An 18,188-nucleotide genomic window follows, 5' to 3' on the forward strand; every position below is an offset into this window, starting at 1 on the left:
GGCAGCAGCACCACCGATGCCCACCGGGGCCCGGCTCACCGAGCCGGGCCCCGCTCGCGTCGGGGGCTCACACCCCGGCGAAGCCGTTCTCCAGCAGCGCGAAGGCGCGGCCGACCAGGTCGGCGATGTCCTCCCGGCCGTCGTCCGCGGCCCACTGCAGCACGGCCTCGGTGGTGGCGGCGCCGATGGCGGCGGCGGTGACCCGCATGGCGTACGTGGGTTCCTCGACGCCGGCCCGCCGGGTGAGCACGGAGAGGTAGAGCTCGTGCGGGCTGTTGCCGGTGCGGAACATTCCGGCGCGCAGCGCGGGGACCTGGGTGACCAGCCGCATCCGGGTCAGCAGTTCCTGGCGTTCGTGCTGGAGCAGGGTGCGGATCAGGCCGATGAGGGTCTCCCGGCAGGATCGGAGGAAGGGCTCGTCGGCCGGCCGGTCGAGCAGGCCGGCGATGATCGCGGGGTCGTACTCGTCGGTGAGGACGAGGTCGTCCTTGGTGGCGAAGTACCGGAAGAAGGTGGAGGGGGAGACCTCGGCGGCGGCCGCGATCTGTTCCACCGTGGTGTTCTCGTAGCCCTGTTCGGAGAACAGGCGGTACGCCTCGCGGCGCACCGTCTGCCGGGTCTTCAGCTTCTTCCGCTCGCGCAGCGACAGCGGCGCCTCCAGCAGAGCCTGGACCGGGTTGGTCGGGCCGTCCGGGAGGGCCGTGGTCGGCTGCTCGGTCTTCATGCCCCCGATTATCGGTGATCTCCGGTGGCGGCGGCTCCGGCCGGGCCCTCAGCGACGGCGTCGGCCGGGGCCGGGTCCGGGGCCGGAGCACCGTCCCCGCTCGACATCCGGGCCGCGACCAGCACCGCCGAGAGCACCGCGACCAGCCCGGCGACGAGCAGCACCACCCCCATCCCGTGCACGTACGCCGCGTGCGCCGCGGCGCCGAGCGCCGGCCGCCCGGTCTCCCGGGCGACGGCGTCGGCGGCGACCACCGACGTCCCGGCCCGCTGCGCCGCCTCGGCGGGGAGCCCGCCGGTGTCCAGCGCACCCCGGTACGCCCCGGCCAGCAGGCTGCCGAAGGCGGCGATCCCGATCGCGCCGCCGACCTGCCGCAGGGTCTGGAGCAGTCCGGAGCCGACGCCGGCCCGGGCGGGCGGCAGGGTGATCAGGGCGGAGGCCTGGGCGGTGATCAGGGCCAGGCCCATGCCGAGACCGAGGACGATGAGCCAGATCGCGGCCCGCCCGTACCCGTCGGCGCTGCCGGTGCGGCTGCCGAACAGCAGGGCGGCGGCGAGCAGGGCCAGGCCGAGGGTGATCACGGCACGGGCGCCCATCCGCGCCACCAGCCGCTCACTGAGCCGGGCGGCGACGAGCAGGCCGAGCATCATCGGCATCAGTCGCAGTCCGGAGCCGAGGGCGTCGGCGCCGAGCACGCTCTGGAAGTAGAGCGGCAGGACGAAGAAGGCGCCGAACAGGACGAGCGAGATCAGGGTGGCGGCGACCGAGGCCCAGCGGAAGGTCGGCTCGGCGAGCAGGGTGAGGTCGAGCATCGGGTCGGGCCGGCGTCGGCTGCGCAGCACCAGGGCGGTGAGCAGGACCACCGAGCCGATCAGCGTGGTGAGCACCAGCGGGTCGGCCCAGCCTCGGTCGGAGCCTTCGATGATGCCGTAGGTGAGTGCGCCGAGGCCGGTGGCGGCGAGGACGGTGCCGGGCAGGTCCATCCGGGGCGCGGAGGGGTTGCGGGACTCGGGCAGCAGCAGGAGGCAGGCGGCAATGCCGATCACCGTGAGCGGGACGTTGACGGCGAAGACCGATCCCCACCAGAAGTGCTGGAGCAGCAGGCCGCCGATCAGCGGTCCGAGCGGGGCGCCGACGGCGATGGCGGCGGTGAGGAGTGCGCTGGCCCGGCGCCGTTCGCCGGCGGGGAAGATCCCGGGGATGACCGCCAGCGACATCGGCATGACGAGCGCGGCGGCCAGGCCCATGGCGGCGCGGGCGGCGATCAGGGTGCCGGGGGAGTCGGTGAGCATGCCGACGGCGGAGGCGAGTCCGAACAGGGCGAGGCCGACGGTGAGCGTGCGGCGGCGGCCGTAGCGGTCGCCGAGCAGGCCGGCCGGGAGCATCACCGCGGCGAAGACCACGGTGTAGGCGTCGACGATCCACTGCTGCTGCCCGGTGGTGGCCTGGAGCTGTGCGGCGAGGGTGGGCAGGGCGACGTTGAGGATCGTCATGTCGAAGCTGATCACCAGGACGCTCAGGGCGACGGCGATCAGGGCGAGCCAGCGGCGCGGGTCGGCGGGCACGGCGGCCTCCAGGGGCTGTGGCTTGAGAAAGTCTCTGTCAAATGACAGTAACTCCCAAAAGAGCCGGACCGTCAATCTGGAGGCGTTGTGACGATATGATCACTCTCCGTGATGTGTCCTGGAAGTGCTGCTTCCGCATGTGGAATTGACGCAACGTTGATCTGTCGTTCGCCGCTTCGGGGCGGCCCCGGGTGACTGTCGGTAGATACCATGTGGCAATCGGTCAGTGCTGGCCGGACGCGTGCCGAGAGCGGAGAAGGGGTGGGGCGGCAGGAGCCGACCACGAGCCCGGCGCCGGGAAAGGGGAGCCGAAGTGGCTGACGGTGACGACAGGCAGGCGAGTGCCCAGGTGTGGGGCGCGGCCGTGGTGGTGGGTTCCGCGCTGGCCGTGGTCGCGGCCTATCTGATCAACGGTGCGCCGCTGGTGCTCGCGGTCGCCGGGGGCGAGACGCTGGTGTTCATGGTGTACGTCGGCCGCCGCTGGCAGGCCGCGCACCGGCGGCCCTCCCGGGCCGGGCACCGGCCGCGGCGCGGGATCCCGGACGCCGCCCACTGCGAGCGCTGCCGCCGGGCCCGCGAGGCGCTGGACGAGCGGCAGGCGCGCGGGCGGGTCGGGTCGGCGGTCGGGGTGGCGGCCGGTTCGGTGCGTCCGGAGGTCGAGTCGGAGCTGCCGGACTCGCCGGAGGCCGTCGAGGCGGTGCACTCCCCGCAGTCGGAGTCCGGTGCGGCTGACCACCCGTCGTACCCGCGCCGCCCGCAGGGCCGGGCCGGGTACGAGCGGCCGTGGACGGCGGAACGGGCGGCCACCCGGTCCGTGGACCGGACGACCGCCCGTCGGGGTGCGCCGGGTTCAGCCGGCCGCGCTGTACGCCACCAGTGAGACGCCGACGTACTGCACGATGAAGGCACCGAGGGTGAAGGCGTGGAACACCTCGTGGAAGCCGAACCAGCGCGGTGAGGGGTTGGGCCGCTTGAGCCCGTACACCACGCCGCCGATGCTGTAGAGCACCCCGCCGACGATCATCAGCACCAGCACGGCGACCCCGCCGGCGCGCAGGAAGTCCGGCAGGAAGAAGGCGGCGGCCCAGCCCAGCGCGATGTACACGGGGGTGTACAGCCAGCGCGGCGCGCCGACCCAGAACACCCGGAAGGCGATCCCGGCGAGCGCTCCGCCCCAGGCCACCCAGAGGAGTATCTGCTGGTCGGCGCCGTTGAGCAGCAGGATCGTGAACGGCGTGTAGGTGCCCGCGATGATCAGGAAGATGTTCGCGTGGTCCAGCCGTCGGAGTACGGCGTCCCCGCGCGGGCCCCAGTCGAAGCGGTGGTAGACCGCGCTGACCCCGAACAGCAGCCAGGCGCTGACCGAGTAGATCGCGCAGGCGATCTTGGCCGGCGTGGAGTCGGCCAGGCAGATCAGCACGATCCCGGCGGCGACGGTGGCGGGGAACATCCCGGCGTGCAGCCAGCCGCGCCACTTCGGCTTGCCCTCCCGGCTCTCGGCCGGATCCTCCCCAGTGCTCTCCGCGAGCGCAGCAGCAGTCATGGGCAGCATGTTACCTGCTACCTACGGGACCGTAGGTTACCGGCGCGTAGGGAAGTGGTGATCATCACTCTTGGACGTTTTGGAGTAATCGGAGTGTGGTGCCGCACACTCCAGGCTCGATGGACATGGCCTATTACTGGCCAGTAATCATACCTACTGTAGTAAAAGATGCGTCAATTTCGCCGCAATGCCGCATTGGGGGCCAGGAGCCGGGTCTACGCTGCAAGCACCCTCAGACCCCCGCAACGCCGTCTCCCCGCCGGGACGGCGTGAAACGGAGCGATCGTGTCGTACGAGATCTCTGCTCTCAGCGCATCCGCGCCCACCCGCCACAAGCAGCTGCTCGCTTGGGTGAGCGAGATCGCCGAGCTCACCCAGCCGGACCGCATCGAGTGGTGCGACGGCTCCGACGAGGAGTACCAGCGCCTCGCGGACCTGCTGGTGGCTCAGGGCACCTTCAAGAAGCTGAACGAGGACAAGCGCCCCAACTCCTACTACGCCGCCTCGGACCCCTCGGACGTGGCGCGTGTCGAGGACCGCACCTTCATCTGCTCCGAGCAGGAGAAGGACGCCGGCCCGACCAACCACTGGAAGGCCCCCGCCGAGATGCGGGAGATCTTCCAGGGCGAGCAGGGTCTGTTCCGCGGCGCGATGAAGGGCCGCACGATGTACGTCGTGCCCTTCTCGATGGGCCCGGTCGGATCCCCGCTGGCCGCGTACGGCGTCGAGATCACCGATTCCGCCTACGTCGCCGTGTCGATGCGCGTGATGACCCGCATGGGCCGGGCCGTGCTCGAGCAGCTCGGCGAGGACGGCGACTTCGTCAAGGCCGTGCACACCGTCGGCGCCCCGCTCGCCGAGGGCGAGGCGGACGTGCCGTGGCCGTGCAACAGCACCAAGTACATCTCGCACTTCCCGGAGACCAAGGAGATCTGGTCCTTCGGCTCCGGCTACGGCGGCAACGCCCTGCTCGGCAAGAAGTGCTACGCGCTGCGCATCGCCTCGACCATGGCCCGCGACGAGGGCTGGCTGGCCGAGCACATGCTGATCCTCAAGCTCACCCCGCCGTCCGGCGAGGTCAAGTACGTCGCGGCCGCCTTCCCGTCGGCCTGCGGCAAGACCAACCTGGCCATGCTCCAGCCGACCATCCCGGGCTGGAAGGTCGAGACCATCGGCGACGACATCGCCTGGATGCGCTTCGGCGCCGACGGCCGCCTGTACGCCATCAACCCCGAGGCCGGCTTCTTCGGCGTCGCCCCCGGTACCGGCGTGGACACCAACGCCAATGCCATCGACACCCTCTGGGGCAACACCGTCTTCACCAACGTCGCCCTCACCGACGACGGCGACGTGTGGTGGGAGGGCCTCACCGAGGAGCCCCCGGCGCACCTCACCGACTGGCGCGGCAACGACTGGACCCCCGAGTCCGGCACCCCCGCCGCCCACCCGAACGCCCGCTTCGCCGTCCCGGCCGCGCAGTGCCCGACCATCGCCCCCGAGTGGGAGGACCAGGCGGGCGTGCCGATCTCGGCGATCCTGTTCGGCGGCCGCCGGGCCACCGCCGTCCCGCTGGTGACCGAGTCCTTCGACTGGCAGCACGGCGTCTTCCTGGGCGCCAACATCGCCTCCGAGAAGACCGCCGCCGCCGAGGGCACCGTCGGCGAGCTGCGCCGCGACCCGTTCGCGATGCTGCCGTTCTGCGGCTACAACATGGGCGACTACTTCGCCCACTGGCTGAAGGTCGGCGCCCAGGCGGACGCCGCCAAGCTGCCGAAGATCTACTACGTCAACTGGTTCCGCAAGAACGCCGAGGGCAAGTTCGTCTGGCCCGGCTACGGCGAGAACAGCCGCGTGCTCAAGTGGATCGTCGAGCGCCTGGAGGGCACCGCCGACGGCGTCGAGACCCCGATCGGCGTGCTGCCGAAGGTCGAGGGCTTCGACCTGGGTGACCTGAAGCTGTCCGAGGAGGACCTCGACCTGCTCTTCACCGTGGACGCCGACATCTGGCGCCAGGAGGCCGCGCTGGTGCCGGCCCACCTGGAGCTGTTCGGCGACCACACCCCGAAGGAGCTGTGGGACGAGTACCGGAGCCTGGTCGCGCGCCTCGGCTGAGCCTGAGCCTCAGTCGAGCGAGAGGTCGGCGCGCGGCACGAACCGCGCGCCGACCGAGTGACGGGACGGCCGGAGTTCCGCCGGGTGGTCTTTCCCCGACCAAGGAGACCATCAGGGCAAGGGACTCCGGCCGTAGTGCTTTCCCTCCCGCGATTCCCGCGATTCCCGCGAAGCAGCGTCCCCTCCCGAGGGGAGGGGACGGGGGCGGTCAGGGCTGGGTGTAGCCGCTGAGGAATTCGCCGATCCTGGTCACCGCGTCGGTGATCTCCTCGGCGCGCGGCAGCGTGACCAGCCGGAAGTGGTCCGGTTCGGGCCAGTTGAAGCCGGTGCCCTGGACCAGCAGGATGCGCTGGGAGCGCAGCAGGTCCAGCACCATCTGGGCGTCGTCCTTGATCTTGTAGACCTTCGGGTCCAGCCGGGGGAAGGCGTACAGCGCGCCCTTCGGCTTGACGCAGCTGACCCCCGGGATCTGGTTGAGCAGCTCGTACGCGGCGTCGCGCGAGGCGAGCAGCCGGCCGCCGGGCAGCACCAGGTCCTTGATCGACTGCCGTCCGCCGAGCGCGGCGGCCACCGCGTGCTGGGCCGGCATGTTGGCGCACAGCCGCATCGAGGCGAGCACGGTCAGGCCCTCGACGTAGCTCTGGGCGCGCTGGCGGTCGCCGGAGAGCACCATCCAGCCGGAGCGGAAGCCCGCGACCCGGTACGCCTTGGACAGTCCGTTGAAGGTGACGCAGAAGAGGTCCGGGGCCAGGGTGGCCAGCGGGATGTGCTCGGCGTCGTCGTAGAGGATCTTGTCGTAGATCTCGTCCGCGTAGACCACCAGCTGGTGCCGGCGGGCGATCTCGGCGATGCCCTCCAGCACCTCGCGCGGGTAGACCGCGCCGGTCGGGTTGTTGGGGTTGATCACCACGATGGCCCTGGTCCGGTCGGTGACCTTGGCCTCGATGTCGGCGAGGTCCGGGTACCACTCGGACTGCTCGTCGCAGCGGTAGTGCACCGCGGTGCCGCCGGCCAGCGAGACCGAGGCGGTCCACAGCGGGTAGTCCGGCGCCGGGACGAGCACCTCGTCGCCGTCGTCCAGCAGCGCGGTCATCGCGAGCTGGATCAGCTCGGAGACGCCGTTGCCGAGGAAGACGTCGTCGACGGAGAGTCCGTGCAGGCCGCGGTCCTCGTAGTGCATCACCACGGCGCGGCGGGCCGAGAGCAGGCCCTTGGAGTCGCCGTACCCGTGCGCGTTCGCGAGGTTGCGCAGGATGTCCTGGAGGATCTCCGGGGGCGCCTCGAAGCCGAAGGTGGCCGGGTTGCCGGTGTTGAGCTTGAGGATGCGGTGGCCTTGTTCCTCCAGCCGCATCGCCTCGTCGAGCACCGGGCCGCGGATGTCGTAGCAGACGTTGGCGAGCTTGCTGGACTGGATGACCTGCATGCCTGCCTACTTTAGGGGCACGCCGGGGCCCGGCGCCGGGTGTCCGGGGAGGCGGCTCGCCGGGCCTGGAAGGGCATCCTTGGGTCGGCCTTGGATCGACAGGCGGGGGTGTCGAACGGCCTTCCAAACCGCTGGCCGAATGTCCGTAATGCTCATGTATGCGAGGAACGCCGTCCATTCCCCGTGCGGATTCCGGTGCGGAACGAGACGGACGGCACACCGCCGGCCCGCCCCGGGCGGGAAGATGGGGCCCGGTGCGTCGACGAGGAGGGGGAGTGCCGGTGGCGGCGGTCGTGGCCGGGGCGGTGCTGGTCGGTCTCCTGTTGGCGCCCGCGCTGCGCGCGCTGGTCGCCCGCTGCGCCGTGGCCGAGGGCGAATCCTGGTGCGAGGCCTGTCCGTTGTGCGGGCGCCCGGTGGGGCGGCTGCTGCCGCCGACCGGTCGCTGCCCGGGCTGCCGGGGGCGGCTGGGGGCCGGTGCGGGAACGGTGGAGGTGGTCGCGGCGGCGGTCGCGGTCGCGGTGGCGTACGCGGCGGACGGCCCGCAGACGGCGGCGCTCGCCTGGGCGGGCGGGTTCGGCGTGGCACTCGGCTTCACCGACGCGCGGGTGCGTCGGCTGCCGTACCGGCTGACGGTGCCGCTGCTGGCCGGGGTGGCCGTGCTGCTGGCGGTGGCGGCGCTGGCCGAGGGGCGCCCGGGGGTGCTGCTGCGCTGCCTGCTGGTCGCGCTGGCGGTCGGGGCGCTGCTCGAAGTCGCGGTCCAGATCGGCGCGTTGGGCCCCGGAGACTCCCCGCTCGGGCTCGCCCTGGGCGGGCTGCTCGGCTGGTACGGCTGGCGGGTGGCGATCGGCGGGCTGGTCGCCGCGGTGGTGCTGGCCGGGCTGTGGGGCTCCTTGCGGGTCGCCGCCCTGCTGGTCCGCCGGCGCCCGTGGCGCGGACTCGACGTCCCGGTCGGCCCGTTCCTGCTGCTCGGCGCGCTCACCGCGGTGCTGGCGAGATAGCGGTGCCGGCGGGGTAGCGGTGCCGGCGAGATGACGGAGGGGCCAGTCGTACCGGAGTCGGTACGACGGGCCCCTCCGTCGACGCGCCGGCCCCACCCTCAAGGAGCGGCGCGTCGAGGGGAGTTACACCTCGGTGTGCCTCACGGCATCTTGTGGACGAACGGGCCGACCGCGTTGGAGAAGGCGTTGCCGTTGTTGGCGTCCCAGTTGGTGGACCAGGTCATCGCGCCCCGGATGGTGGGCCACTTGGCCGGCGGCACGAAGCTGCCGCAGTTGTTGCCGGTGGCCAGGCAGTTGAGCGCGTTGTTCACCACCGACGGGTCGACGTAGCCGCCGCCGGCCGCCTTGGCGGAGGCCGGGATGCCGATGCCGACCTGGTCGGGCCGCAGGCCGCCCTGGATGTGGGTGCAGACCTGCGAGGTGATGAAGTCGATCGTGCCCTGGTTGTAGACCTTGCCGTCGCAGCCGTTCATGCCGCCCGAGTTGTAGAACTGGGTGTTGACGACGGTCAGGATGTCCTTGGTGTTCAGCGCCAGCTGGAAGTAGGCGCCCGCGGTGCTGTACATCCCGATGGTCTCGGGTGCCATGGTCAGGATGAAGCCGGGGCCGACCTTGGCCTTTAGGGCGTGCAGCGCGTCGCCGAGCGGACCGGCCTGGACGCCGTTCTCCAGGTCGACGTCGACGCCGTCGAAGCCGTAGTCCTTGATGATCGCGGAGGCGCTGTCGGCGAAGTTCGCCCCGGCGGTGGCGTCGCCGACGGTGATCGCGCCGTTCTGGCCGCCGATGGAGAGGACGACCTTCTTGCCGGCCGCCTGCTTGGCCTTGATGTCGGCGCGGAACTGGGCGTCGGTGTAGCCGCCGAGCGCCTTGGACAGGCCCGGGTCCAGCGTGAAGCTGATCGCGCCGGTCCGGGTCGGCACGGCGTCGGCGAAGGAGACCGCGATGATGTCGTACGCGTTCTGCACGTCGCTCAGGCGCTGCGGGGTCGAGCCGTTGTCGAAGTTCTGCCAGTAGCCGGTGACCGCGTGGGCCGGCAGGCCGGTGGTCGGCGGGGTGGGCGTCCCGGTCGGGGTGGGCGTCCCGGTGGGCGTGGCGGTCGGGGTCGGCGTGGCCGTGGGGGTGGGTGTCCCGGTGGGCGTGGCGGTGGCCGTCGGGGTCGGGGTGGGCGTCCCGGTGGGCGTGGCCGTCGGGGACGGGGTGGACGTGCCGCCCGGGCCGACCAGCGCGACGTCGTCGGCGAGGTAGGCGCCCTGCCCGTACCAGCCGTGCAGGTAGACGGTGACGCTGGTGGCGTTCGCCCCGGTGGTGAAGGTGCTGGACAGCTGGTTCCAGCTGGTCTGGTTCGACCAGGCGGACGGGTCGGTCCCGCCGGTGCCGCGGGCTCCGAGGTAGACGTACGGGCCCTGCACCCAGGCGCTCAGCGTGTAGCTGGTGTTGGGCAGCACGCTGATGGTCTGGGTGCACTCGGCGGTGTCGCCCGCGCCCGGGGCGGCCTGGAGCGCGCCGGTGCCGGAGTGGACCGGCGAGGACACCGTGGTCGCGCCGCCGGTGCAGGACCAGCCGTTCAGTCCGCTCTCGAAGCCGCCGTTGGTGACCAGGTTGCCGTCCGCCGCGCTGGCGCCGCCGGCGAAGAGGGCGAGGCCGCCGCCGGCCAGGGCGAGGGCGGTGGCACCGGCCGCGAGGGCCGGAAGGGGGCTGCGCCGGCGCTTGTGCGCGGGCTGGTTCGGCGTACGGGCCATGGGGTGACGCTCCTGGGGGAGGAGCGGCCGCCGCGGTGGGGGGCGCGGCGGCCGCGTGTGGGGGAGGGGAGGTCCGCGGGTGACTCCGGGGGCGGGATCGTTTCGTTCCGCCTCGGGTCAAAAGCTGGACTAGACCATTGCCGGTCGTCAAGGATGCGACAGCCGGTTTACGGCTCCCTTAAGGAAGCGGAGACCGTTCCGTGTCCACGCCGCGCACACCGCCCGTCAGACCGTGACACGCCCGTCGCGACAGACTTCGTACAGGACCGTGACCAGACCGCTACCTGCGGCTTTACCGTGCGCCTGCGCGCCGGAGTAGGCTGCGCCGGGGCGGTGACGCACCAGCCTGAACGAGTACGGAGGGGCCGGGAAACCATGGGTCTGCGCGATGTCGCCGAACGGACGCCGGGGCTGCGCACCCTGCTGGGCGGGATGTACCGGCTCTACGGCCGACGGGTCGAGGTCCACCTCGGTCGCACCCCGCACCACATCGGCGTGATCCTGGACGGCAACCGCCGCTGGGCCAAGGCCGCCGGCGGCTCCACCGCGTACGGCCACCAGCGCGGCGCCGACAAGATCAGCGAGTTCCTCGGCTGGTGCGACGAGACCCACGTCAAGGTCGTCACCCTGTGGATGCTCTCCACCGACAACCTGGACCGCCCGGCCGACGAGCTGGTCCCGCTGCTCGGCATCATCGAGGACGCCGTCACCGGCCTGGCCGCCGCCCGCCGCTGGCGGGTCAACCCGGTCGGCGCGCTGGACCTGCTCCCGCAGCACACCGCCGACGTGCTCAAGCGCGCCGCCGAGGAGACCGCCGGGATCGACGGCATCACCGTCAACGTCGCGGTCGGCTACGGCGGTCGGCACGAGATCGCCGACGCCGTCCGCTCGCTGCTCCAGGAGCACGCCGGACGCGGCACCTCGATCGAGGAACTGGCCGAGATCCTGACCGTCGAGCACATCGCCGAGCACCTCTACACCGCGAACCAGCCCGACCCGGACCTGATCATCCGCACCTCGGGCGAGCAGCGGCTGTCCGGATTCCTGCTCTGGCAGAGCGCCCACAGCGAGTTCTACTTCTGCGAGGCGTACTGGCCGGCCTTCCGCAAGGTCGACTTCCTGCGCGCGCTGCGCGCCTTCGAACAGCGCCACCGGCGGCTCGGGCTCTGAGCCACGGCGCCTGCGGGGCTGCCGCGGGGGCGCCTGCGCGGTGCCGCCGGGGCCGCTCCGGCCCCGCTCCGACCGGAATGACCGCCGTAGGCCTGGCCTACCCGGGCGCCGCGTGAGGCCAAACGTTCACCGGCAATGATCCGTCAGTTCGCCGGGGGCGCGAATGCACCGCCCCCCGCCTGGGAATACTCCAGTCAGTCCGGTCCCGAGGCCACCGGGGCAGCGGGGGCCGGCTTGCCGCGGATGACGCTGGGTCATCCGCTCTGGAGGCCTAGTGGTCAGTTCCAAGAGCCGCCGGACACCAGACCGGCGCACGTACGTTCTCGACACCAGCGTGCTCCTGGCGGACCCGCTCGCCATGACCCGCTTCGAGGAGCACGAGGTCGTCCTCCCGGTGGTGGTCGTCACCGAGTTGGAGGCCAAGCGCCACCACCCCGAGCTGGGCTACTTCGCCCGCCAGGCGCTGCGCCTGCTCGACGACTACCGCATCCGCCACGGCCGGCTCGACGAGCCGATCCCGGTCGGCGAACTGGGCGGGACGATCCGGGTCGAACTCAACCACTCCGACGTCTCGATACTGCCGGTCGGCTACCGGGCGGGCGGCGGCGAGGCGGACACCAGGATCCTGGCGGTCGCCCGCAACCTGCAGGCCGAGGGGTACGACGTCACCGTCGTCTCCAAGGACCTCCCGCTGCGGATCAAGGCCAGCTCGGTGGGCCTGCTCGCGGAGGAGTACCGGGCGGAGCTGGCGATCACCTCCGGCTGGACGGGCATGTCCGAGCTGCACGTCGCGGCCGACGAGGTCGACGCGCTGTTCGCGGCGGGCCACGACGCCGCCGTGGACGTCGACGGGGTCGAGGAGCTCCCGGTGCACACCGGGCTGGTGCTCACCTCGGAGCGCGGGCGGGCGCTCGGCCGGGTCACCGGCGACGGGCGGGTCCGGCTGGTGCGCGGGGAGCGCGAGGCGTTCGGGCTGCGCGGGCGCAGCGCCGAGCAGCGGGTGGCGCTGGACCTGCTGCTCGACCCGGAGATCGGCATCGTGTCGATGGGCGGCCGGGCCGGGACGGGCAAGTCGGCGCTGGCGCTGTGCGCGGGGCTGGAGGCGGTGCTGGAGCGGAGGCAGCACCGCAAGGTGATGGTCTTCCGGCCGCTGTACGCGGTCGGCGGCCAGGAGCTCGGCTACCTGCCCGGCAGCGAGGCGGAGAAGATGGGCCCCTGGGCCCAGGCGGTCTTCGACACCCTCTCGGCGGTCACCACCCCGGACGTGATCGAGGAGGTCGTCGCCCGCGGGATGCTGGAGGTCCTGCCGCTGACCCACATCCGGGGGCGCTCGCTGCACGACGCCTTCGTGATCGTGGACGAAGCCCAGTCGCTGGAGCGCAACGTCCTGCTGACGGTGCTGTCCCGGATCGGCCAGGGCTCGCGGGTGGTGCTCACCCACGACGTGGCGCAGCGGGACAACCTCCGGGTCGGCCGGTACGACGGCGTGGTGGCGGTGGTGGAGAAGTTGAAGGGGCATCCGCTCTTCGCCCACATCACGCTCACCCGCTCCGAGCGTTCGCCGATCGCGGCGCTGGTCACGGAGATGCTGGAGGACATCCACCCGTGAAACGTCCCTGATCGGGACATAGTCGGACAATAGGTTCAACTCGCGGTGCGGGGCCCGTTCCTGACGGAGCGGGCCCCGTCCCTTTCATCACATCGAGTGCTTTCTGTCCGAAGAACTCCCGGGCGGTGAATGTGACATGCGCCACGCAGGCGGGAATTGCGTCGACAGTGCCCGGTGCGGCATGGTGAGGGTTCTGTCAGGCCCCGCGTACGGCGCGGCAGGGCTTCCGGACACCGGGAGTCAGGCCCCGGAAGGTCCGCCAACTCCGGTCGGTGGACGCACAATTGAAGACCGATGAGCCGTACGCCGCCCGATTCCAACGCCCGGTCGCCTCACCTCGACCGGACGCCGGGCCAGCACCTCCCGTGACCAGAGCACCTGCGGAGGTCCGTGCCAAGGGGCATGTTGCGTCCGCACGGTCACGCGTGGGCGATGCTGGAAGGAATCCATGTGACTCGGATCTCGGTCCGGGGAGTTGCTGTGGCCTCTGCCACCGCGGTCACCGCTGTCGGTGCTGTCGTGGGCATGGCCTCGGGCAGCGAGGGCAAGGCCACGCAGACGGTCGACGTCGCCGGCGCGACCCTGCTCGCCGAAGTCCCCTCCGGTACCCAGGCGCAGGCCGTCAGCGACAACATCGGCCAGCAGGCGACCGCCCAGCAGGCCTCCGCCGACGCCGCCGCCAAGGCCGCCGCCGAGCAGAAGGCCGCCGAGGAGGCCGCGCGCCAGAAGGCCGCCGCGGACGCCCAGGCGAAGGCCGACGCCCAGGCCAAGGCCGACGCGGACAAGGCCGCCAAGGCCGCCGCCGACCAGCGTGCCGCGGCCGACGCCGCCGCCAACCGCTCCAAGGCGCGGTCGGCGATGTCCGCGGTGGACGACAGCGCGCCCCCCGTCTCGGTCAGCCCCGGCTCCGTCCAGGACCTGGCCCGGCAGATCGTCGGCAACGACGCCCAGTTCCAGTGCTTCAGCCAGATCGTGAAGCGCGAGAGCGGCTGGGACTACACCGCGACCAACAGCAGCTCCGGCGCTTACGGTCTGGTCCAGGCGCTGCCCGGCAGCAAGATGGCCTCGGCCGGTGCCGACTGGCGCACCAACCCGGCCACCCAGATCAAGTGGGGCCTCAGCTACATGAACAGCCGCTACGGCAGCCCCTGCGGCGCCTGGTCGTTCTGGCAGGCCCACAGCTGGTACTAGGAGGACCCGCCGCCTCCCCCGGGGCGGTGCCACTCCCCGCGGCCCCCGGCCGCTCGTCGAACGCGACGAGCGGCCGGGGGCCGCGGCGTTCCCGGGCGGGCCGGGAAGGGCGGGCCGCGCCGCCCGGGTTGCGCTGACCAAGGCGCTCACGGGCGGTGCGGTCCTGGGTGCGGACGCGGGGCGCGGGAAGGGGTCCTGGTAGCTCCCCGCACCGGCCGGTCCGCCGGCGGTTGGCTCGGTCGACCGATCGGTTCATCGACCGGCCCATCGGGACGACCGGCCTGGCCGGCATCGGTCGCCCCCGTGGGACGACTCGGCGTCCCGTTCGAAGTCCTCCCCAGCCATGCCTGGGCGAAACCACCAGGAACCTGGCGATTTGTCCGGTTCTGCGGAAGGAAGCGATCGCACCGAACCCCACGGCGGGCGGACCCGCCCGGCGCCCGCCGGGTAGCGTCATCCCTGACGGCCGTGGCAGGACCCACGGCGTCACCGCCGGCTCGGCGGGTCCGACGGGGAAGCGGCGGTAGCGAGGATGGCGCGGGGCGGAAAGGCCTTCAAGGCCGTGGCCAAGGGCATGGCCGTGGTGGCGAGCGCGGCCGCCGTGATCGAACGGCGCCGACGCGCCGCGATGGCGGCCGACCCGCACGAACTCCCCGTCCCGGCCCTCGCCGAGGCACCCGGCCCGGTCCCGGTACCGCGCGCCGACCCCGACCCCGCCCTCGCGGCCGCACCGGCTCCGACCGCGGTCCCGGCCTCGCTTCCGGCCGCCGGGGTTGCGACCGAAGCCGTCGCCGACGCCCCGGCCGCCGTGCCCGCGGCGACCACGCCCGCCACCCCGCCCGCACCGCCCGCGCACGCCGGACTCGGCCGCGAGTACCACCCCGGCCGGCCCGCCACCCCCGCCGAGGCGGTGCCGTGGGGCCTGCGGGTGGCCGCCGAGTCGACCTGGCGGCTGCTGCTGCTCGGCGCCGCGCTCTACGTCGTCTTCTACGTCGTCGACATGCTGCGGCTGGTCGCCTTCTCGGTGCTGGCCTCGCTGCTGATCACCGCGCTGCTCGAACCCTCGGTCTCCTGGCTGCGCCGGCGCGGGGTGCCGCGCTCGCTCGCGGCCGGCGGGGTCTTCCTCAGCGGCCTGGCCGGGATCGGGCTGGTCGGCTGGTTCGTGGTCTGGCAGGTGTCCACCAACCTGCCCGACGTCACCGCCCAGGTGAAGACCGGCGTCAACCAGCTCCGGGACTGGATGATCACCGGCCCGCTGCACCTGACCCAGCAGCAGATCACCGACTTCGCCAACCAGATCACCAAGGCCATCACCACCAACACCGACCAGCTCACCTCGGCCTCGATCACCGGCGCGCAGATCGCCGTCGAGATCCTGACCGCGCTGCTGATGACCTTCTTCACCACCTTCTTCTTCCTCTACGACGGCTCCAGGATCTGGAACTGGGCGCTGCGCGGCCTGCCCCGGCAGTCCCGCTTCGCGATGGCCGGCGCCGGCCCCAAGGCCTGGACGACGCTCACCGCGTACGTGCGCGGCACCGTCTGCGTGGCCTTCATCGACGCGCTCTGCATCGGCATCGGCGTCGACCTGCTGGGCGTGCCGCTGGCCATGCCGCTGGCCGTGATCATCTTCCTGGGCGCCTTCGTCCCGCTGGTCGGCGCCCTCGTCACCGGCACCGTCGCCGTCCTGATCGCCCTGGTCACCCAGGGGCCGTGGACGGCGCTGATGGTGCTGGTCGTGCTGATCGCGGTGATGCAGGTGGAGAGCCACATCCTCCAGCCGCTCATCCTCGGCCGCGCCGTCCGGGTCCACCCGCTCGGCGTGGTCCTCGGGGTCGCGGCCGGCGGCATCATCGGCGGCATCGGCGGCGCGGTCGTCGCCGTCCCGCTGATCGCCGTCACCAACACCGTGGTCGCCCACCTGCGCCGCCGCAACGAGGCCGGCCAGGCCGTCTTCACCGCCCTCGAAGCCGCCCGCGAAGCCGCCGCCCGCGAAGCCGCCGAACGCACAGCGGCCACCCGGCCGACGGCGGCCGCGGACTGACGGCGGGGCCGCGGCTCCGGGTCACGGTCGGCCGCCCCGTGGGGCCTGCCTGGTGATCCGGTCGCCGTGGCCGGTGACGATCCGGCCGATGTTGTCGACCGAGGTGCGGTCCTCGCCGGGCCGGCCGTCCCAGTAGGAGGAGTGCGCGGAGCCGTCGGGCGAACCGTCCGGGACGGCGAAGCGCTGGGCGCCGAAGTCGGCCCGCGCGGGATCTCTGGCGTACCAGCCGGTCTGCGACACGTAGTCCCACCGGGCGGCGCCGACGTAGGTGTGGCCGGCGCCGACCGAGAGGTCCGAGGCGTGGTCCGTCCCGGTGCCGGGGCTGCCGACCAGGACGATGTCGTCGGCGGCGAGGCCGCCGGGGCGCTGGGCGGCCAGGCCGACCAGGAGCGAGCCGTAACTGTGCCCCTGCGCCGTGACGTGGGCGGGGGTGCCCTGATGGGTGGCGCGCTGTCCGGCGAGGAACCGCTGGTACGCGGCTGCCCCGTCCTCGGCCTCGGTGCGCGAGGCGACGTCGGCGCCGAGCGGGGCGTCGTAACCGAGCCAGGCGATCGAGGCCGTGCTGCGGGTCGGGTCGGCGCGCTTCGCCGCGTCGTACACCTCCCTGGCCCGGTCGGCGTCGGCTCCGCCGATGTGCTGCAGCTCGGTGCCCATGCCGCCGACGAGGGACGTGACGTCCTGGGCGGTGTCGGGATCGCCGAAGGAGAGGACGGCTCGGCCCTGGCCCTCCTCACCGATGCCGAGCAGCAGGACCGGGGGGTCCTGGCCCTCGGTCCTCAGCCGTTCACCGATCCTGCGGAAGCCTTCGAGCTTGAGCCCGGTCCGGCCGTCGAGCGGCGGCGGGTAGCCCTCGTACCGCGCCAGGAGCCGGGGCAGGAGGATCCGGTTGGCCTGGTCCCTGGCGGTGGCGGGGATCCCGTCGCGGTTGCCGACGAGGTCCGGACGGTCCTTGATCAGCCGTTGCTGTTCGTCCGTGGGCAGGCCGTGCCACCAGGCGTTCACCTCGGCCGGTGGGGCGTCCGCCCCCGGCATGACGGCGTCGAGCAGGGGGCGTAGGGCCAGGGCCGGGTCGAGACGGTCCCGGGCGGCGGCGGCCGGGTCGAGGGCGGTGCCGTCGTGGGCGCGGGTGGTGTGGTGCCGGAGCCGGGCGGCGAGGGCCCGGTCGACGGCGTCGGCCTCGGCGAGGGCGGTGCGGATGCGGGCGGCGAGGGCCTCGGCGGTCCGGTCGCGGGCCTTCCGGTGGTCGGGGTCGTGCCGGTCGGCGGGGGGCGGGGCCGGCCGGCCGACCGTGCCGTGCTCGTCGACCGTCAGGTCGGCGCTCCGCGCGTCCTCCAGCGCCTTGCGCAGTGCCGACTGGGCGAGGACGAGGGCGTCCGCCCCGGTGCGAAGGGCCTGGCCGATCCGCCCGATCCCGGTCCGGGCGGCCGTCAACTCGCCGGTGGTGAGCCGCAGGGCCGGGGTCGCCGCGTCGGCGGCGGGGCCGGTCCAGCCGGCGGCGGCGATGCGCCGGTCGACTCCGGTGTGCCAGTTCTCCAGGTGCTGCCCGAACTCGCCGTGCAGTCTGTCGTACGCGTCGGCGGCGCCGTGGAGCAGACCGAAGTCGGTGTCGCGCAGTGTCGCGAGGTCCATGCCGGCGGCCCCTACCCGAAGTGCCGGACGAAGTTCTGCCGCTGCGCCGCGGTGGGGCCGAACCGGGTGGCGGTCCGCTGGTCGGTGCCCCGGTAGCGGTGCGCGGCCGTGTCGAGGTGCCGGCCGTGGCGGCTCATCGTGGCGTGGAGGTCGTTCAGGAGGGTGTGCCAGGCGCCGGTGCAGTCGTCGAGCGCGGTGCCGGACCGGAGTCCGCGCAGTCCGGCGACGGCCTGCCGGGAGGAGTCGAAAAGGGCCTCGGTCTGGTCCGGGATCGGGGCCGCCGTCTCACCGGCCGTTCCGGCGGCCCGGTGGAGCAGGTCGGCGTCGGTCCGAAAGCCCCCGCCGTTCTCCGGATGGTCGGACAACCCGGTTTCCTCTCGGGTCGTATGTCGTGCACGGATCGCCTTGCACTGTAGCGGAGTTGAGCCCGGGCGAGGGCGC

General features: G+C 72.7%; 14 protein-coding genes. 7 read left to right on the forward strand and 7 right to left on the reverse strand.

All coding sequences use genetic code 11. The features are described from left to right. Positions 1-67: 67 nt before the first annotated feature. Entirely contained in the window at positions 68-724 is a 657-nt protein-coding gene (locus tag ABTY61_RS18335; RefSeq protein WP_350506036.1) for a TetR family transcriptional regulator, read from the reverse strand. A gap of 8 nt (positions 725-732) precedes the next feature. Then, positions 733-2,289, reverse strand: a complete 1,557-nt coding sequence (locus ABTY61_RS18340) for an MFS transporter (RefSeq protein ID WP_350506037.1) — start codon at positions 2,287-2,289, stop codon at positions 733-735. A 313-nt stretch (positions 2,290-2,602) separates the two neighbouring features. Between ABTY61_RS18340 and ABTY61_RS18345 the strand changes: the two genes are divergently transcribed. Continuing rightward, positions 2,603-3,169: a hypothetical protein gene (locus ABTY61_RS18345; protein ID WP_350506038.1), complete on the forward strand. Its 567-nt coding sequence runs from the start codon at positions 2,603-2,605 to the stop codon at positions 3,167-3,169. On the opposite strand, the gene trhA is transcribed toward ABTY61_RS18345, so the two are convergent. Continuing rightward, complete coding sequence (trhA, locus tag ABTY61_RS18350; protein WP_350506039.1) at positions 3,140-3,832, reverse strand: PAQR family membrane homeostasis protein TrhA; 693 nt, start codon at positions 3,830-3,832, stop codon at positions 3,140-3,142. The genes ABTY61_RS18345 and trhA overlap by 30 nt on opposite strands. Positions 3,833-4,117: 285 nt before the next feature. On the opposite strand from trhA, the gene ABTY61_RS18355 reads away from it, so the two are divergent. After that, positions 4,118-5,944, forward strand: a complete 1,827-nt coding sequence (locus ABTY61_RS18355) for a phosphoenolpyruvate carboxykinase (GTP) (RefSeq protein ID WP_350506040.1) — start codon at positions 4,118-4,120, stop codon at positions 5,942-5,944. A 208-nt stretch (positions 5,945-6,152) separates the two neighbouring features. Here ABTY61_RS18355 and ABTY61_RS18360 read toward each other — a convergent pair whose 3' ends face one another. Then, complete coding sequence (locus ABTY61_RS18360) at positions 6,153-7,367, reverse strand: pyridoxal phosphate-dependent aminotransferase (RefSeq protein ID WP_350506041.1); 1,215 nt, start codon at positions 7,365-7,367, stop codon at positions 6,153-6,155. A gap of 281 nt (positions 7,368-7,648) precedes the next feature. Here ABTY61_RS18360 and ABTY61_RS18365 point away from each other — a divergent pair, with 281 nt between their 5' ends. Then, a complete protein-coding gene (locus ABTY61_RS18365) occupies positions 7,649-8,365 on the forward strand; it encodes a prepilin peptidase (RefSeq protein ID WP_350506042.1) in 717 nt (238 codons plus the stop codon). Positions 8,366-8,505: 140 nt separating this feature from the next. Here the strand turns inward: ABTY61_RS18365 and ABTY61_RS18370 are convergent, their stop codons facing one another. Next, on the reverse strand, positions 8,506-10,104 hold the full coding sequence (locus ABTY61_RS18370) for a chitinase (RefSeq protein WP_350506043.1): 1,599 nt from the start codon (positions 10,102-10,104) through the stop codon (positions 8,506-8,508). A gap of 375 nt (positions 10,105-10,479) precedes the next feature. Here ABTY61_RS18370 and ABTY61_RS18375 point away from each other — a divergent pair, with 375 nt between their 5' ends. From ABTY61_RS18375 to ABTY61_RS18390, 4 genes are all read left to right on the forward strand, one after another. Further along, complete coding sequence (locus ABTY61_RS18375; protein ID WP_387925074.1) at positions 10,480-11,274, forward strand: isoprenyl transferase; 795 nt, start codon at positions 10,480-10,482, stop codon at positions 11,272-11,274. A gap of 274 nt (positions 11,275-11,548) precedes the next feature. Beyond that, positions 11,549-12,883, forward strand: a complete 1,335-nt coding sequence (gene phoH2 / locus ABTY61_RS18380; RefSeq protein ID WP_350506044.1) for an RNA 5'-3' helicase PhoH2 — start codon at positions 11,549-11,551, stop codon at positions 12,881-12,883. Between the two features lie 450 nt (positions 12,884-13,333). Continuing rightward, complete coding sequence (locus ABTY61_RS18385; protein WP_350506045.1) at positions 13,334-14,074, forward strand: aggregation-promoting factor C-terminal-like domain-containing protein; 741 nt, start codon at positions 13,334-13,336, stop codon at positions 14,072-14,074. 532 nt (positions 14,075-14,606) lie between these two features. Then, entirely contained in the window at positions 14,607-16,118 is a 1,512-nt protein-coding gene (locus tag ABTY61_RS18390; RefSeq protein WP_350506046.1) for an AI-2E family transporter, read from the forward strand. A gap of 21 nt (positions 16,119-16,139) precedes the next feature. On the opposite strand, the gene ABTY61_RS18395 is transcribed toward ABTY61_RS18390, so the two are convergent. Next, the gene (locus ABTY61_RS18395; RefSeq protein WP_350506047.1) at positions 16,140-17,747 is read right to left on the reverse strand and encodes an alpha/beta hydrolase; all 1,608 of its coding nucleotides are present in this window, start codon (positions 17,745-17,747) and stop codon (positions 16,140-16,142) included. 11 nt (positions 17,748-17,758) lie between these two features. Continuing rightward, positions 17,759-18,112, reverse strand: coding sequence for a type VII secretion target (locus tag ABTY61_RS18400; protein ID WP_350506048.1), 354 nt, complete (start codon positions 18,110-18,112; stop codon positions 17,759-17,761). Positions 18,113-18,188: the final 76 nt, after the last annotated feature.

Origin of the sequence: Kitasatospora sp. NPDC096128 (assembly GCF_040303105.1) — a bacterium.
In the GTDB taxonomy this organism is placed as follows: Bacteria; Actinomycetota; Actinomycetes; order Streptomycetales; family Streptomycetaceae; genus Kitasatospora.

Bases quoted from the DNA above. Each gene is read 5' to 3' on its own strand.
- ABTY61_RS18335 (WP_350506036.1), bottom strand. From the start codon at position 724: ATGAAGACCGAGCAGCCGACCACGGCCCTCCCGGACGGCCCGACCAAC.
- ABTY61_RS18360 (WP_350506041.1), bottom strand. From the start codon at position 7,367: ATGCAGGTCATCCAGTCCAGCAAGCTCGCCAACGTCTGCTACGACATC.
- trhA (WP_350506039.1), bottom strand. From the start codon at position 3,832: ATGACTGCTGCTGCGCTCGCGGAGAGCACTGGGGAGGATCCGGCCGAG.
- ABTY61_RS18395 (WP_350506047.1), bottom strand. From the start codon at position 17,747: ATGGACCTCGCGACACTGCGCGACACCGACTTCGGTCTGCTCCACGGC.
- ABTY61_RS18370 (WP_350506043.1), bottom strand. From the start codon at position 10,104: ATGGCCCGTACGCCGAACCAGCCCGCGCACAAGCGCCGGCGCAGCCCC.
- ABTY61_RS18375 (WP_387925074.1), top strand. From the start codon at position 10,480: ATGGGTCTGCGCGATGTCGCCGAACGGACGCCGGGGCTGCGCACCCTG.
- ABTY61_RS18390 (WP_350506046.1), top strand. From the start codon at position 14,607: ATGGCGCGGGGCGGAAAGGCCTTCAAGGCCGTGGCCAAGGGCATGGCC.